The organism is Streptomyces sp. NPDC096132, assembly GCF_044763345.1.
Taxonomy (GTDB): Bacteria; Actinomycetota; Actinomycetes; order Streptomycetales; family Streptomycetaceae; genus Streptomyces.
Genome location: NZ_JBIWGA010000011.1, coordinates 224,297 through 239,958, shown reverse-complemented (window position 1 = coordinate 239,958; position 15,662 = coordinate 224,297). Strand labels below are relative to the sequence as shown.

Annotated in this window: 17 protein-coding genes; 7 read left to right on the top strand and 10 right to left on the bottom strand. The window is 71.3% G+C overall.

Translation table 11 applies throughout. The features are described 5' to 3' along the window. Positions 1–155 precede the first annotated feature (155 nt). Together ACIRF9_RS26285 and ACIRF9_RS26280 are read left to right on the top strand one after the other, a co-directional pair. Positions 156–626, top strand: a complete 471-nt coding sequence (locus tag ACIRF9_RS26285; RefSeq protein ID WP_403826966.1) for a DUF5709 domain-containing protein — start codon at positions 156–158, stop codon at positions 624–626. 63 nt (positions 627–689) lie between these two features. Next, a complete protein-coding gene (locus ACIRF9_RS26280; protein WP_403826963.1) occupies positions 690–944 on the top strand; it encodes a type B 50S ribosomal protein L31 in 255 nt (84 codons plus the stop codon). A gap of 26 nt (positions 945–970) precedes the next feature. On the opposite strand, the gene ACIRF9_RS26275 is transcribed toward ACIRF9_RS26280, so the two are convergent. Further along, positions 971–1,765, bottom strand: coding sequence for a metal-dependent hydrolase (locus tag ACIRF9_RS26275; RefSeq protein ID WP_403826960.1), 795 nt, complete (start codon positions 1,763–1,765; stop codon positions 971–973). Between the two features lie 145 nt (positions 1,766–1,910). Here ACIRF9_RS26275 and ACIRF9_RS26270 point away from each other — a divergent pair, with 145 nt between their 5' ends. Next, a complete protein-coding gene (locus tag ACIRF9_RS26270) occupies positions 1,911–4,424 on the top strand; it encodes a DEAD/DEAH box helicase (protein ID WP_403826957.1) in 2,514 nt (837 codons plus the stop codon). A 31-nt stretch (positions 4,425–4,455) separates the two neighbouring features. Then, the gene (locus tag ACIRF9_RS26265; protein WP_403826955.1) at positions 4,456–5,322 is read left to right on the top strand and encodes an acyl-CoA thioesterase; all 867 of its coding nucleotides are present in this window, start codon (positions 4,456–4,458) and stop codon (positions 5,320–5,322) included. Positions 5,323–5,332: 10 nt separating this feature from the next. On the opposite strand, the gene ACIRF9_RS26260 is transcribed toward ACIRF9_RS26265, so the two are convergent. The 7 genes from ACIRF9_RS26260 to ACIRF9_RS26230 form a co-directional block, all read right to left on the bottom strand. After that, positions 5,333–6,271, bottom strand: a complete 939-nt coding sequence (locus tag ACIRF9_RS26260) for a DUF6397 family protein (protein ID WP_403826952.1) — start codon at positions 6,269–6,271, stop codon at positions 5,333–5,335. A gap of 139 nt (positions 6,272–6,410) precedes the next feature. Then, positions 6,411–6,824 carry a roadblock/LC7 domain-containing protein gene (locus tag ACIRF9_RS26255; RefSeq protein ID WP_403826949.1) on the bottom strand — a complete coding sequence of 138 codons (414 nt, stop codon included), beginning with the start codon at positions 6,822–6,824 and terminating at the stop codon, positions 6,411–6,413. A gap of 233 nt (positions 6,825–7,057) precedes the next feature. Next, on the bottom strand, positions 7,058–7,663 hold the full coding sequence (locus ACIRF9_RS26250; RefSeq protein WP_403826946.1) for a GTP-binding protein: 606 nt from the start codon (positions 7,661–7,663) through the stop codon (positions 7,058–7,060). 152 nt (positions 7,664–7,815) lie between these two features. Then, a complete protein-coding gene (locus tag ACIRF9_RS26245) occupies positions 7,816–8,226 on the bottom strand; it encodes a DUF742 domain-containing protein (protein ID WP_403826943.1) in 411 nt (136 codons plus the stop codon). A 22-nt stretch (positions 8,227–8,248) separates the two neighbouring features. Continuing rightward, entirely contained in the window at positions 8,249–8,686 is a 438-nt protein-coding gene (locus ACIRF9_RS26240; RefSeq protein ID WP_403826940.1) for a roadblock/LC7 domain-containing protein, read from the bottom strand. Beyond that, positions 8,683–11,199, bottom strand: coding sequence for a nitrate- and nitrite sensing domain-containing protein (locus tag ACIRF9_RS26235; RefSeq protein WP_403826937.1), 2,517 nt, complete (start codon positions 11,197–11,199; stop codon positions 8,683–8,685). Before ACIRF9_RS26235 ends, ACIRF9_RS26240 begins: the two co-directional genes overlap by 4 nt. A 47-nt stretch (positions 11,200–11,246) precedes the next feature. Next, complete coding sequence (locus tag ACIRF9_RS26230; protein ID WP_403826934.1) at positions 11,247–12,041, bottom strand: MHYT domain-containing protein; 795 nt, start codon at positions 12,039–12,041, stop codon at positions 11,247–11,249. Between the two features lie 152 nt (positions 12,042–12,193). Here ACIRF9_RS26230 and ACIRF9_RS26225 point away from each other — a divergent pair, with 152 nt between their 5' ends. After that, a complete protein-coding gene (locus tag ACIRF9_RS26225; RefSeq protein ID WP_403826931.1) occupies positions 12,194–12,793 on the top strand; it encodes a class I SAM-dependent methyltransferase in 600 nt (199 codons plus the stop codon). A 4-nt stretch (positions 12,794–12,797) separates the two neighbouring features. Here the strand turns inward: ACIRF9_RS26225 and ACIRF9_RS26220 are convergent, their stop codons facing one another. Further along, positions 12,798–13,556 carry an alpha/beta fold hydrolase gene (locus tag ACIRF9_RS26220; protein ID WP_403826929.1) on the bottom strand — a complete coding sequence of 253 codons (759 nt, stop codon included), beginning with the start codon at positions 13,554–13,556 and terminating at the stop codon, positions 12,798–12,800. Between the two features lie 138 nt (positions 13,557–13,694). Here ACIRF9_RS26220 and ACIRF9_RS26215 point away from each other — a divergent pair, with 138 nt between their 5' ends. Further along, positions 13,695–14,219, top strand: coding sequence for a PadR family transcriptional regulator (locus tag ACIRF9_RS26215; protein ID WP_403826927.1), 525 nt, complete (start codon positions 13,695–13,697; stop codon positions 14,217–14,219). On the opposite strand, the gene ACIRF9_RS26210 is transcribed toward ACIRF9_RS26215, so the two are convergent. Beyond that, complete coding sequence (locus ACIRF9_RS26210; protein ID WP_403826925.1) at positions 14,205–15,104, bottom strand: oxygenase MpaB family protein; 900 nt, start codon at positions 15,102–15,104, stop codon at positions 14,205–14,207. The genes ACIRF9_RS26215 and ACIRF9_RS26210 overlap by 15 nt on opposite strands. Positions 15,105–15,209: 105 nt before the next feature. Here ACIRF9_RS26210 and ACIRF9_RS26205 point away from each other — a divergent pair, with 105 nt between their 5' ends. Next, positions 15,210–15,539 (top strand): hypothetical protein, encoded by a 330-nt coding sequence (locus ACIRF9_RS26205; protein WP_403826922.1) that lies wholly within the window; start codon positions 15,210–15,212, stop codon positions 15,537–15,539. Positions 15,540–15,662: the final 123 nt, after the last annotated feature.

Genomic DNA, 15,662 nt, shown 5'->3' with positions numbered 1-15,662 from the left:
CGGTGCCGAAGCGGGATGGAACGCTGGATACCGGCACCCGCGCGGGAAACGGCCCGGATCCGTCCGGCGCACGCCGGGCCCTGCCGGTGCCCCGTGCGGCGGTGCCTCACCGCCGACCGCGGTGAGAACGGGCCCGTCACCCCCTGGAGGTACCCGTGAACAGCGCCGACGGATGGGGGGACGACGTCTACCAGCCCGACTCCTCCGACATCCAGGAGGACACGGGACTGCTCGACGCGGAGGACACACTCGTGGACGACGGCGTCGCGGATCCCCTCGATCGCGGCTGGTCCCCTCCGGAGCGGCCCTGGGCCGTGGAGCACACCGGGGTGACGGCCGCGGAGCGTCGGCAGGGCGAGACCCTGGACCAGCGGCTCGCGGAGGAGCTGCCCGACCTCGCCGTGCCCGACGGGGACGGCCTCGGCGACTGCGACGGCACCGACGGGGAACTCCTCGACAACGAGGTCGGCGCGGCCCGGTCCGGCCGGCTCGTGGCACCGGACGAGGGGGCCCACGAGGACGAGGAGAGCGCCCTGGTCGCCACCGACGTGGGCATCGACGGCGCGGGCGCCTCCGCGGAGGAGGCCGCGATGCACGTCGTCGACGAGGACACCCTGTCCGGCTGAGCCGTCCACGTCTGTTCCGTGGCCACCGCACGAGAGCTCACCGCACGAGAGCAAGGAGCACCCATGCAGCAGGACAACCGCCCGGACTACCGCCCCGTCGTCTTCCGCGACCGCGCCGCCGGATACGCCTTCCTCACCCGGTCCACCGCCACGAGCGACCAGACGATCGAGTGGGACGACGGCGAGACGTACCCCGTGGTGGACGTGGAGATCTCCTCGGAGAGCCACCCCTTCTACACCGGCAAGGCCCGCACGGTGGACACGGAGGGCCGCATCGCCCGCTTCGAGCGCCGCTACGGCGAGGGCGGAGCCGGCTGAGCCGTCACCCCCGCCGAGGGGCTGCCTCAGATGACGTTGAGCGCGGCCGCGGCCCCCACTCCGCCGAGCACCATGAACACCGGCATCAGCACCCTCAGCTCGACCCAGCTGCCCGCCCGGAACCGCATCGCCTTGGGCGGACCCAGCGGATACCAGCGCTTGCGCCCGATCGGGATGGGCCACAGCACCGGGCAGCCCGAGACGGTCAGCGCGTCCCCGATGTCGTGCACCAGGGCGCCCAGCAGGATCGGCAGCCCCAGCCACAGGTACTCCTGACCCGGGTCCGAGAACAGCCAGTCCGCGCCGTTGCCGGGCTTGTCCAGGACACCGGCGAGGATCCACGAGCTGGTCGCGGCGAGCAGCCACACCAGCACATCGCTGCTGGAGCCCCTCGCCGCCCGCCACAGCAGGCCCTCGATCGCCAGCACCATGTGCACGAAGAGGAGCGCCAGCACCGCCCAGCGGCCACCGACGATCGCCAGCGCCGAGGCTCCCCCGCCGATCATGACCGCCCACAGCCAGGTGTGCGTGAGCGTGCGGTGCCCGCCGGAGCGGCGCGGGTCGCCCTGCTTCCTGGTGGACTTGTAGACGGCGTAGGAGAGCTTGTCGACGATCTCGCACAGCCAGCGCGAGACGGGACCGAAGGCGCGGGAGATGGTGGCGGCCTTGTGGTCGAGATCCGGTGCGAGCGCCGCACCGGCACAGATCAGCGCGCCGGACAGGAGGACCGGCCAGGGCATGGTGTGCCCGGCCGCGGCGGCCGCCGCGCCGACGCCGAGCCAGGCTGCGGCGCCCGACAGTGAGTGTGCTGGTCCCATCATGGCCGTTGCCCGCCCTATTCCTCGTGTGCCGCTGTCCAGTTGACCGGGTGCGATGACGCTCCGTCGGCGACACAGCGTAGCTGCCGTGATCTTCGGGCCGGCAGCCGATTCCCCCATCCGACGCGCGGGCAGGCAAGATGGGGTCGTGACCCTCATCGATCAGTTGCCACCGACCGCAGATCCCGATGCCCTGTACGAAGCCTTCGAGTCCTGGGCTCAGGAGCGCGGTCTGTCGCTCTACCCCCACCAGGAGGAGGCGCTGATCGAGGTGGTCTCCGGGGCGAACGTGATCGTGTCGACGCCGACCGGCTCCGGCAAGAGCATGATCGCCGCGGCCGCGCACTTCGCGGCCCTCGCCCGGGACGAGGTCACCTTCTACACGGCCCCGATCAAGGCCCTGGTGTCGGAGAAGTTCTTCGAGCTGTGCAAGATCTTCGGCACGGAGAACGTGGGCATGCTGACCGGCGACGCGTCCGTCAACTCCGACGCCCCGGTCATCTGCTGCACCGCCGAGGTCCTCGCCTCGATCGCGCTGCGCGACGGCAAGCACGCCGACGTCGGCCAGGTCGTCATGGACGAGTTCCACTTCTACGCCGAGGGCGACCGCGGCTGGGCCTGGCAGATCCCCATCCTGGAGCTGCCGCAGGCGCAGTTCGTCCTCATGTCGGCGACCCTCGGCGACGTGTCCTTCTTCGAGAAGGACCTCACCCGGCGCACCGGCCGCCCCACCGCCGTGGTCCGCTCGGCGACCCGGCCCGTGCCGCTGTCCTACGAGTACCGGTACACCCCGCTGACGGAGACGCTCACCGACCTGCTGGAGACGAAGCAGGCACCCGTCTACATCGTGCACTTCACGCAGGCACAGGCGGTGGAGCGGGCGCAGGCGCTGATGAGCATCAACATGTGCTCGAAGGAGGAGAAGGAGCAGATCGCCGAGCTGATCGGCAATTTCCGCTTCACCACCAAGTTCGGCCGCAACCTCTCCCGCTACGTGCGGCACGGCATCGGCGTCCACCACGCCGGCATGCTGCCCAAGTACCGGCGCCTGGTGGAGAAGCTCGCCCAGGCCGGTCTGCTGAAGGTGATCTGCGGTACGGACACGCTCGGCGTCGGTGTCAACGTGCCCATCCGCACGGTGCTGTTCACGGCGCTGACGAAGTACGACGGCAACCGTGTGCGCACGCTGCGGGCCCGTGAGTTCCACCAGATCGCGGGCCGGGCCGGGCGGGCCGGCTTCGACACGGCGGGTTTCGTGGTCGCGCAGGCGCCCGAGCACGTCATCGAGAACGAGAAGGCGCTCGCCAAGGCGGGCGACGACCCGAAGAAGCGCCGCAAGGTGGTGCGCAAGAAGGCTCCGGAGGGCTTCGTCGGCTGGACGGAGAACACCTTCGAGAAGCTGATCGAGTCGGAGCCGGAGCCGCTGACGTCCCGGTTCCGGGTGACGCACACGATGCTGCTGTCGGTGATCGCCCGCCCCGGCAACGCCTTCGAGGCGATGCGTCATCTGCTGGAGGACAACCACGAGCCGCGCCGGCAGCAGCTGCGCCACATCCGGCGGGCGATCGCGATCTACCGTTCGCTGCTGGACGGCGGGATCGTCGAGAAGCTGGACGAGCCGGACGCCACCGGCCGGATCGTCCGCCTCACCGTGGACCTGCAGCAGGACTTCGCGCTGAACCAGCCGCTGTCCACGTTCGCGCTGGCCGCGTTCGAACTGCTCGACCCCGAGTCGCCGTCGTACGCGCTGGACATGGTCTCCGTCGTCGAGTCCACGCTGGACGACCCGCGGCAGATCCTGGCCGCCCAGCAGAACAAGGCGCGCGGCGAGGCCGTGGCCGCGATGAAGGCGGACGGTGTCGAGTACGAGGAGCGCATGGCGCGGCTCCAGGACATCACCTACCCGAAGCCCCTGGAGGAGCTGCTCTTCCACGCCTACAACACGTACCGCAAGAGCCATCCGTGGGTCGGCGACCACCCGTTGTCGCCGAAGTCGGTCATCCGTGACATGTACGAGCGGGCGCAGTCCTTCACGGAGCTGGTGTCCCACTACGAGCTGGCGCGTACCGAGGGCATCGTGCTGCGCTACCTGGCCAGCGCCTACAAGGCTCTCGACCACACCGTTCCGGACGATCTGAAGTCCGAGGATCTGCAGGATCTGATCGAGTGGCTGGGCGAGATGGTGCGCCAGGTCGACTCCAGCCTGCTGGACGAGTGGGAGCAGCTGGCGAACCCGGAGGAGATGACCGCCGAGGAGGCCCAGGAGAAGGCCGACGAGGTCAAGCCGGTCACCGCCAACGCGCGCGCCTTCCGGGTCCTGGTCCGCAACGCGATGTTCCGGCGGGTCGAGCTGGCGGCTCTCGACCAGGTCGAGGAGCTGGGCGAGCTGGACGCCGAGTCCGGCTGGGACGCCGACGCGTGGGGCGAGGCGATGGACAAGTACTGGGACGAGTACGACGACCTGGGCACCGGCCCGGACGCGCGCGGCCCCAAGCTGCTGGTGATCCAGGAGGAGCCGCAGAACGCTCTGTGGCGGGTCCGCCAGATCTTCGACGATCCCAACGACGACCACGACTGGGGCATCAGCGCGGAGATCGACCTCACGGCGTCCGACGCGGAGGGCCGCGCGGTCGTCCGTGTCACGGACGTCGGCCAACTGTGACAACAGCGCGAGGCACAGGAGAAGCGCACCGATGACGAACCCCGCCGAGAGACTCGTCGACCTGCTCGACCTCGAGCAGATCGAGGTCAACATCTTCCGCGGCCGCAGCCCGCAGGAGTCCCTGCAGAGGGTCTTCGGCGGCCAGGTGGCTGGCCAGGCGTTGGTCGCGGCCGGCCGGACCACCGACGGTGACCGGCCCGTGCACTCGCTGCACGCGTACTTCCTGCGCCCGGGACGTCCGGGCGTGCCGATCGTGTACCAGGTCGAACGGGTGCGGGACGGGCGGTCGTTCACGACCCGCCGGGTCACCGCCGTGCAGCAGGGCCGCACGATCTTCAATCTCACCGCCTCCTTTCACAAGCCTGAGGAAGGTCCCTTCGAGCACCAGCTGCCGCCGGCCCGCGAGGTCCCGGACCCGGAGACCCTGCCGACGGTGACGGAGGAGATCCGGGAACATCTGGGCGCGCTGCCCGAGCAGTTGGAGCGGATGGCGCGCCGCCAGCCCTTCGACATCCGGTACGCCGACCGGCTGCGCTGGAGCGCGGAGGAGATCAAGGACGCCGAGCCGCGCAGCGCGGTGTGGATGCGCGCGGTCGGGCCGCTGGGCGACGATCCGCTCGTGCACACCTGCGCGCTGACGTACGCCAGCGACATGACCCTCCTGGACGCCGTCCGCCTGCCGGTGGAACCCCTGTGGGGCCCGCGGAACTTCGACATGGCGTCGCTGGACCACGCGATGTGGTTCCACCGGCCGTTCCGCGCGGACGAGTGGTTCCTCTACGACCAGGAGTCACCGATCGCGACCGGTGGACGGGGTCTGGCCCGCGGGCGGATCTACGACCTGCACGGTCGTCTGCTGGTGTCGGTCGTCCAGGAGGGACTGTTCCGGGCGCTGTAGAGCCCGGGTGTCAGGAGCTTCTGCGGCACAGCCGGCTCAGCAGACCGCGTGGCGAGCGTCGGGGCCGCTGTGGCGTCTCAGGTTCCAGCGCCGGGGGCGGAGCCTGGGTCGGCTGGACGTCGGGGGCCGACGGGAGCAGCAGGGTCCGGGAGACCTGCGGGGTCGGCGGCGTGTTGGTGGGGCGTGGCGCGGGCTCGTGCGCGCGGGCCTCTTCCAAGGTGCGCACCAGGTCGGACCTCAGCCAGCCGATCTCGTCGGGGTCGTCCGCCGTCATGAGCTTCTCGGCGAGGTGCGTGGCCGGGCTGCCGGGCGTGCCGTGGGTGGGCGGCCCGGGACGGAACCTGTTCACGTGGGAGCGTTCGTAGGGGTCCTCGACGAGCTCCGCGATCTGGAGGGGGTCGAGGAAGCCGGCCAGGGCTCCCGCGCGTTGCCAGGGGCCGTCGGCCTGCCGGAGCAGGAAGCCGAGGTGGCGGCCCCGCCAGTTCCGGGCCCGCAGGTCCAGGCCCGCGGCCACCTGGGCGCGCATCCTCTCGGGCATCCGGCCCGTGAGCAGCGGCGCATTGTTCTCGTCGGCGGCGAACTGCTCCAGCTCGTCGGCGAGATAGAGCCACACCACGGCCCTGTAGCGATTGAGGTAGAATCTCACGGGCACCACCAGCCCCAGTCGTGCCAGGCGGGTGAACCGGGAGGCCGGTACGTGCATGAGGACGGCGGCCTCGCCCGTGCCCACGACCCGGACGTCCTCGCGCAGCTCCTCCACCGAGCCGAGCAGCCGGTCGATCTCCTCGCGGGGTACCCGGCGTCCCCCTCCGCCTTCGTCGGGCACGGTCCTGATGCGGCCCAGGTGCACGGCGAGGTCGAACTCACTGCGCTTCAGGGCCAGTTCCCGAGCCGCGCGGCTCGCGGAGCAGGACGGGGTGTGCTGTGGCACGGCGATGTTTCCGGACATGATCGGTCTCCCCCGTGGAGTGAAAGTGGAGTGCAGGGGCCCGCACGGTCCGCGCCGGCCTCGGAAAAAACCGTAGCCGGAATCGCGCATTTCGTGGCGAGCCTGTGGATAACTCCGCGGGAGCCGAGAGAAGTGCAGGTCAGAGATCTGTCAGGGGAGCTCGCTCGGGCTGCCGGGCGTCGACGGTGAGGTGCTCGCCGACCCGGCTGACGAGCAGGGTCATCTCGTAGGCGATCTGGCCCATGTCGGCCTCCGCGCCGCTGAGCACGCACAGACAGCTGCCGGAGCCGGCCGCGGTGACGAACAACAGCGCGTCATCGAACTCGATCATGGTCTGGCGTACCTGACCGGCGCCGAAGTGGCGTCCGGATCCCTTGGCCAGGCTGTGCAGTCCGGACGAGACCGCGGCGAGGTGTTCGGCGTCCTCGCGGCGCAGTCCCGTACTCGCGCCCGCCACCAGGCCGTCGTTGGACAGCACCAGCGCGTGCCGGACGTGGTCGACGCGCTCGGTCAGGTCGTCCAGCAGCCAGCCCAGCCCCTGGTTCTGCGCCATGTTCCGTCTCCCCGTGAAACGTTGCCCCGTGTGATGTCCCCGCATTTCCTCCTCCTCACCGGAGGAAACGCCCGCCAGCCTTCCCCAGGACCGGCCGCCGGAGCAAGGAGGACGGCGGCATGGCGCAGAAGATGACCGACGAGTGGCGGGCGTTCGTCCCGTACGGCATCCGCACGGGAGAACCGTCGGCGATGAAGGCCGACGCGGAAGGCGGTGACGGGCCGACCCCCGCGTCAGCTCACCGAGTCGAGCAGGCGGGCGGTGTGCATCCGCCCGGCGTACTCGACGAGCCGGATCAGCACCTCCTTCCCCGAGTCGCGGTCCCGGGCGTCGCACAGGACGACGGGGGTGCCCCCGTCGAGGTCGAGGGCGCGGGAGACGTCCTGGGAACCGTAGGTCCGGGCGCCCGTGAAGCAGTTGACGGCCACGACGAACGGGATGTGCCGGTGCTCGAAGTAGTCGACGGCGGGGAAGCAGTCCTCCAGGCGCCGGGTGTCGGCCAGGACCACCGCGCCCAGGGCGCCCTGCGACAACTCGTCCCACAGGAACCAGAAACGGTCCTGGCCCGGGGTGCCGAACAGGTACAGGGAGAGGCCGGAGCGGATGGTGATCCGGCCGAAGTCCATGGCGACGGTCGTCGTGACCTTCTGGTCGACGCCGTCGGTGTCGTCCACCCACTGGCCGGCTTCGCTCAGCAGTTCCTCGGTACGCAGCGGCTTGATCTCACTCACCGCGCCCACCAGGGTGGTCTTGCCCACGCCGAACCCGCCGGCGACCAGAATCTTCAACGCCAGGGGGGCGGTCTCGCCACCCGTGGCATCGGAGTGCTCGGAGACCATGGATCACTTCTCTCGGGAGAGGACGGCTTCGGTGCAGGTGTGCGAAGTCAGCATCATGACAACTGAGGCCCCTTTCCGAGGGGTTCGACCGTAATCTGCCCGATCTGGCTGTGCTCTGTGCGTTCGCGGTCCGAAGATGTGCGCTACGGCGCCTACAAGGCCCGCAACCCCTCGATCACCTCACGCAGAATGCGTTCGTCGGGCAACTGCGCGGGCGGGACCGGCCGGCTGACGGTGACGCAGCCGAGTTCCAGGAGGTCGCCGAGAAGGACCCGGACCACGCCCACGGGGAGGTCCGCGCCCGCCGCGAGTTCGGCGACGGACTGGGTCTCCGTGCGGCACAGACCGATGAGCATCCGGTGCTCGGGCCCGAGCGCCATGCCGTCGGTGCCGGCCCCGCCCGGGTCCAGGGTGACCAGGGCGATCAGATCGAAGCGCACTCCGGTGGGGCCGGGTTTGGTGCGTCCGCCCGTCATGGCGTACGGGCGCACCAGGGGCCCGGCCTCGTTGTCGTACCACTGGCTGCCCACCTCGTGCGGGATGCCGGTCATGTCCTCGGTCATCTGGGCCGGTCGCTCTCTCGTCTCATCCGGCGGCGGGTGGCCGCGCGGCGAGGCGCGGCGGGGTGAAGAGGTGCTCGCCGACCCGCTTGACCAGCCGCGCCATCTCGTACGCGACCAGGCCGATGTCGGCGGTCACGGCGGTGAGGAGGGCAAGACAGGAGCCGTCGCCGGCGGCGGCCACGAACAGGAAGCCGTCGTCCATCTCCACCATGGTCTGGCGGACGCCGCCGGCGCCGAAGTGCCGGCCCGCGCCCTTGGCGAGGCTGTGGAACCCGGAAGCGACGGCGGCGAGGTGTTCGGCGTCCTCGCGGCTGAGGTCGCTGGAGGCGCCGACGGCGAGGCCGTCGTTGGACAGCACCACGGCGTGCCGTACCTCGCTCACGCGCATCACCAGGTCGTCCAGCAGCCAGTCGAGTTCGCCGGACCGCTGGGCCGACCTCGTACTCGGGTCCTGGATCATGCGGGGTCTCCTTCGCTGCTGTCGCTGCCCGGTGCGGGATCCGGGGTGGCGCCGCGGCCGGGCTGCCTGCCGCCGCCGCGTACCCAGCCGGCCCGGTAGGCGGCCATCCGGTCCCGTACGAGTTCGGGGGTGCGTCGGTCGTCGTCGCGCGGGCCGGTCTCCTGGGCCGGTTCCTCGGCGAGCGGCCGGCGCAGTTGGGGGGCGAGGTGCGCCTGCCGTACCCGGCGCGGGAGATCGTCCGATCCGTCGGCGTCGTCCGGGGGGCGGTGCAGGCGCAAGGCGGTGACTCCGGGGGGTGGCGGGTCGGCGGCCGCACGGACGGGGGCGACCAGTGCCGGCCGGTCGGCAGGCGGGGGAACGGCGTCCTGTTCGGCGGCATGCCGGTCGGGGGCGGGCACGCGCGCGTACTCGCGTTCCGCCGAGTGCACGGCCTCCGCCGTCTCACGGGCGGAACGTTCCGGCTGTCCGGTGTGCAGCAGGGCCGTCGGCAGCAGGACGACCGCTGTCGTGCCGCCGTAGGGCGAGGTCCGCAGATGCACCTTGACGCCGTGGCGGGCGGCGAGCCGGCTGACGACGAACAGGCCGAGCCGGTCGCTGTCGAACAGGTCGAGTGCCTCGGACTGCGCGATGCGCCGGTTGGCCTCCTTGAGGGTCTCCTTGCCCATGCCGAGTCCGCGGTCCTCGACCTCGACGGCGTAGCCGTTGCCGACGGGTTCTCCGGTGACACGCACACGCGTGTGCGGGGGCGAGAACTGGGCGGCGTTCTCGACGAGTTCCGCAAGCAGGTGGGTGAGGTCGGCGACGGCCGCGCCGACGACGGACGCCTCGGGGAGCTGGCGTACCTCCACGCGCGCGTAGTCCTCGACCTCGGAGACGGCGGCGCGGACCACGTTGGTCAGGGAGACCGGCATGCGCCAGGCCCGGCCGGGGGCGGCTCCGGAGAGGATGATCAGGCTCTCGGCGTGGCGCCGCATACGGGTGGTGAGGTGGTCGAGCCGGAAGAGGTCGCTGAGTTCGTTCGGGTCGTCGGAGCGGCGCTCCATGCTGTCCAGGAGGCTCAGCTGGCGGTGGACTAGGACCTGGCTGCGGCGGGCGAGGTTGACGAACACCCCGGAGATGCCGCTGGCGAGTTCGGCACGCTCGACGGCGGCCCGCAGGGCGGCCCGGTGCACGGTGGTCAGGGCCTCGGCGACCTGGCCGGTCTCGTCCTCGGAGGGCGGTCCGGGCGGGGCCTCGGCACGGATGTCGATCTCTTCGCCGGAGCGCAGTTTCCGCATGGCCTCGGGGAGTTTGCGCCGGGCGATCTCCAGGGCGCTGTTGCGGAGGCTGACGAGTTCGACGACGAGTCCGCGGCCGATGCGCACGGAGATGACGAGCGAGGCGACGACGGCGGCGAGGCCGAACAGGACGGCGGCGCCGGCCGGGGTGAGCAGACCGCGGGTGAACGGGTCGGCGCGGTCGGCGACTTCGCGTCCCGCGTCTGCCTCGATGCTCCGCATGCCGTTCTGCACGCGCGCGTGGGCCTTGTCCCAGGTGGCTGCCGGCGCCGCCGAGAGCGCTTTCGCGCCCGGCCCGCCCGCGAGCACCTTGTCCTCGGTCGCGGCCAGGTCCGCGTAGGCCCCGCCCGTGGCGAGGCGCTGCCAGGCGGTGCGTTCGGGGCCCCGCAGGTCGGCGACGGCCGACTCCGTCAGTGTGCGGCGTGTGTCGACGGCGCCGGTGAACAGCCTCAGCCGCTCACCGTCGAGGCGGCCGGCCAGGCGGGCGCCCGCGAGGACGACGTCCTCCTGGGCCAAGGCCTCGCCCGCGCGGGAGAACTCGAGGAGTACGCGCGCGTCGGAGCCGAGTTCGGCGTCCTGGATGCCGGAGAGCGCGCCGCCGACCGAGAAGGCCGCCGAGATCGTGGCCGTGTACCGGTCGTAGGCCTCCTGCCAGTCGGCGCTGCCGTCGAGCACGGCGGTCCGCAGCGGGCGGAGCCCTTCGGCTCCGGAGACGAACGTCTCGAGCCGCTGGGCGACTCCGGCGGGCAGGTCCTGACCGTCGGCGACGGTGCTGTGGTCGCCGAGGCGCAGCCTGGCGACGGCCGCGTCCGTGTGTTCCGCGAGATTCCGGAAGTCGCCGTCCGGCCCGGCGGCCGGATCGGTCGCGTACTGCACGGCGGCCGCCCGCTCGGCCTGCAGGGCGGCCACCGCGGCCGAGACGGGGGTACGGACCTGGGTGTCCACGCGTTGCAACTGGCGCAGCCGGGAGACGTCCTGGGCGGTGCTGACGGTGGCGTACGCCCACAGGGCCAGCAGGGAGACGACCGGCACCATCAGCAGACAGACGATCTTGGCTCGCACGGTGCGGGGTCGGATCTGCCAGCCTTCCGCGCGCGTGGGTATCGCGTCCGCCGGCGCGTCTGTCTGCTCGTCCGGGCCCTCGTCGGCGGGCGGTCCGGCGTGGGCGCGACGCCCGCGCACGGGGGGCGGCGCGGCCTCGGTGCCGGCCGTGGGGGTCCTACGGGGTGTACGCATGGCCTCCTCGCTCGGAAGAAGTTCGGGGGGCGTGCCGTCCGTTCGCGTCACACGGTCCGGGCCTGGCGGCGACCGGCGACGCTCTCCACCGGCTGCTGGGCCGACGCGGACGCCTCGCGCTCCCCCGTGGTGGGCGACAGCGCGACGAAGGCCGAGGTCAGGAAGAGATAGGACCCGAGGCCGACGGCGAGGGGGAAGATGAACTGCATCGCCGTGGCCCCGGGCAGTGCCGCTCCGGACGGCGTGACCTGCACGCTCACCGCGAACATGCCGGTGTAGTGCATGCTGCTGACCGCCGCGCCCATCACGACCGAGGCGACGGTGACCGCGATCGGCGACTTGATGTTGAGTGCCGCCCAGAGGGCCGCGGTCGCCGCGACGACGGCGATCAGGACGGAGAGTCCGACGAGGGTCGGATCGTAGGTGACGTCGCCGTGCAGGCGGACCGCGGCCATGCCCAGGTAGTGCATGCTCGCCACGCCCAGACCGGTGGTGAGCCCCCCGATCAGCAACGCGCGCGTGCGGTCGCGGCTGTAGCCGACGGCGAAGACGCCGGCGCAGACGACGATCATGGCGACGAGGAGGCTGAGCACGGTCAGCGGAACGTCGTAGCGGATGTCGGTGCCGCTGACGCCGAACCCGAGCATGGCCACGAAGTGCATGGTCCAGATGCCCGTGCCGATCGCGGAGGCGGCGGTGATCAGCCAGTTGCGGCGCGAGCGCCCGGTGGCCCCGAGCGCGCGCACGGTGCAGCGCAGCCCCAGGGCGGCGCCCAGGCAGGCCATCACGTACGACAGCACGGGGGTCAGCCAGCCGAAGGCGGCGTGGTCCAGGTGTCCCATGGCCAGGGGACGCTACTGGGGGCACGGGTGCACAAAGGGGGCGCATTTCGAAAGGTGATGGAATGTGACGCATAAGTGCGCCGGAGCGATCGCCTCACGCTCGAACGTGCGCACAGCGACGTCCTCCGTGGCGGTGAGAGATCATGCGGAACATGAGCGACGACCACACACATGTCCAGGAGTTCTTCACCGCCCGCGCGGCCGACTGGGACGCCCGCTTCCCCGACGACGGTCCCGCCTACGCGGCCGCGGTCGCCGAACTCGGACTGCGGGAGGGGGATCGCGTCCTGGACGCGGGCTGCGGCACCGGACGGGCCCTGACGCCGCTGCGCGCGGCCGTGGGGCCCTCGGGAGTGGTCGTCGGGGCCGATCTGACCCCGGCCATGCTGCAGGCCGCCGTACGGGCCGGCAGGGGCCGCGACGGGCGGCTGCTGCTCGCCGACGTCGCCGCGCTTCCCCTGCGTCCGGAGTCGCTCGACGCGGTGTTCGCGGCGGGGCTCGTCGCCCATCTGCCCCACCCGGCGGAGAACCTGCGGGAGCTGGCCCGGGTGGTGCGCCCCGGCGGTGTCCTGGCGCTGTTCCATCCGATCGGCAGAGCAGCTCTCGCGGCCCGGCAGGGCCGGCAGATCACCCCGCAGGACCTGCGCGCCGAGCCTAACCTGCGCCCCCTGCTGGCCGGTTCCGGCTGGCGCATGACGTCGTACGTCGACGCGGACAGCCGTTTCCTGGCCCTGGCCGTCCGGGAGGGCTGACGAGTCACGCCCCCGCGGCGACCGCGCTCACGAACGCGTCCGGGTTGTCGAACATGAGGTTGTGGCCGGCGCCCGGCACCGTGACGACGCGTACGCCCGCCTTCTCCAGGGCGTCCGCTCCGTCGAGCGGGCCGGTGAGTTCGCCCTGGAGGTAGACCCGGTCGACCGTGTCGAGTCCGGTCAGGATCTCGCGCATGACCGGGTCGGAGCCGCGCCTGAGCCCTTCGGCACTGCGGTGCAAAGCGCGCGGATCGGCCAGCCGCATCGTCGCGGCCCACACGGGACCGATCTCGTCGAGCACACGCGTGTACCCGCCGTCGAGGAACTCCTGCTCCGTGTAGGAGGCGATGCCGCTGCTGCCGGCGCCGGGCAGCGGGAACGCGTCCAGGTTCGCCTCGGTGAGGACGAGCCGCGTGACCAGGTCGGGTCGATGGTGGGCGAGGACCAGGGCCACGGAGCCGCCCATGCTGTGGCCGACGAGTTCGGCGCCCCTCACGCCTGCCGCGTCCAGGACGGCCGCCAGGGCGTCGGCGTGCTCCCTGAGCGTGTACCCGAAGTCCTGGGGCCGGTCGCTGATGCCGTGCCCGGGCAGGTCGACGAACAGGCTCCGCCGGCCCGCGAGTTCGGGACGTGCCGCCACGTGCGCGTGATAGACGGCCGAGACCGACCCCAACCCGTGCACATACACGCGCGCGGGTTCCGCGCCCGGCGTCTCCGTCCATCGGACACGGCTGCCCCTGGCATCGAACTCGGCCTGCTGCATCGTTTCCCCTCCGGAACTCCACGACTGTCGACTCCGGACCGGACAATACCTCGTCACCGATGTACTACGTCAACGCAATATCTAAGTTCGGTTGCACAGCGATATCGATGTACCTCAGTCCTGCGGCAGAATGTGGGCATGCTGGAGCTCGCCATCCTCGGCTTCCTTTACGACGCGCCGCTGCACGGCTATGAGCTGCGCAAACGCCTCACGGCGCTGACGGGACACGTGCGTCCCGTGGCGGAGAGCACCCTCTATCCGGCGATCAAGCGCCTGGAGAAGGCCGGCCTTCTGGTGCGGGCCACCGAGCCGGGGGCCGTGGCCGCCCCTCGGCACGTCCTGAGCCTCACCGACGAGGGCGGGAGCGAACTGCGCCGACGGCTCGCCGAGCCCGCCGAGCGCGACATCACCGACGAGAACCGGTGGTTCACGGTCCTCACGTTCCTGCGGCACCTGGACGACTCCGCCGCCCAGGCAGCCGTACTCCGACGCCGCCTGGCCTTCCTCGAGCAGCCGACGAGCTTCTTCTACGACGGTGACCGGCCCCTGCGTGCCGAGGAACTCGACGATCCGTTCCGCCGCGGTGTGCTGACCATCGCGCGGGCCACGTCCCGGGCCGAGATCACCTGGCTGCGCGAGACGCTGGACTCACTGGGCGGCTGAATCGTCCACGATGTGCCGTACCGGGCAGCCGCGCACGCCGGGCACCGGGCGCGTGCCCAACTCGTCCAGGCGGTAGCCGTTCGGATAGCCCTTGATCTCCCAGTTCTGCCGCGCGTAGTGCGGTGCGCGGCGCGGCGGCAGCAGCCGGACCGCGCGTCCCCGCGCGCGTACGGCCTTGCGCACCAGGGTGCGGACTGCCGGGCCTGGAGCGGGGTAGCGGAAGGCTTCGAGCAGTGGCTCGTCGAGGAGGGCGAGCGTGGCGGTCCGCAGGACGGGGGCGAGGGGTCGCGGATACCAGGAGGCCATCAGGTCGAGCGTGGCGTCCGAGACCCGGCGCGCGTCCTCGTCCCAGGCGAAGTGGGCCTTCTCGTAGGCGTCGAGGCAGGCCTCGAACTCCTCGTAGGTCGCGGGGACGTCCTTGATGCCCATGCGGCGTCCGAGCGTGCCGTAGTGGACGGTGGAGGCCACGATCTCGTGGCGCGACATGCGTCGCCATCCGTACGTGTCGATCCACCGTTTGGGCATCACGACGAAGGTGCAGAGGACGTAGCGCAGGTCGTCGTTGCTGATGTCGTAGCTGCGGTGCATCTGGTTGATGCGGCGGACCGCCGTGCGGCCCTGCTCGCTGTCGAAGCCGTGCTCGACGACGGCGTCGAGAAGCAGGGAGGTGTCGTCGTAGCGCTTCTGGCAGCGGTCCGTGAGCTCCGCCGTCTCCGCCAGCAGGCGACCGATGCTCGGTACCGCGTACGTGCGGTACAGGGCGAGCTCCAGAGCACGGGTGAAGTCCCAGGGGAACTCGTACGCCGCGGTGAGCCGGTAGATCTCGAAGGCGTCCTCGTACGGGTCCATGCGCCGGATCTGTGCGAGCCTCTCGAAGCGCTTCACCGCGCTGTCCCCCTTCAGCCGCCGTGACTCCAACTCTACGTTGGGTAAAGGCAGATGAAAGGATCAACTCGACTGGTACAACCACGCAGGGGGAAGGTCTCCATCATGTTCGACAGCGTCCGCAAGGCCTGTACGAAGTTCCTCGACGCGCTGCGCAAGCAGCCGCGCCCCGCCGATGCCGGCGTTGCCGGCGGGCAGCGGTCCGGTGCCGGGAAGCGCCCGCACAACCTGTTCGAGGCGGCTGCCGCCTACGTCTCTGCCTGTGCCGAGGACGATCAGGACCGGATCGACGAGGCGGCGGGCTGGGTGTCGCCGGAGGCGCTGTCCTTCGGGGTCAACGAACTCGCCTGCCGCGCCATAGTCGCGCTCGCGCGGGAGCGCGACGAGTCGCCCCGTACCGTGGCGCGGGCGCTCCTGGGGCTGCCGACCGTGTGACGGGACGGTGAAGGGTGGTCGATTCGCCCCGTCAGGTCGGAAAGCTGCAGCTCGGGTGTGCCGGGGAGTCGTGACAAGCGCCTTCCCGCCGCACTAGGGTGCGCGCCGTTGGACGAACCGATG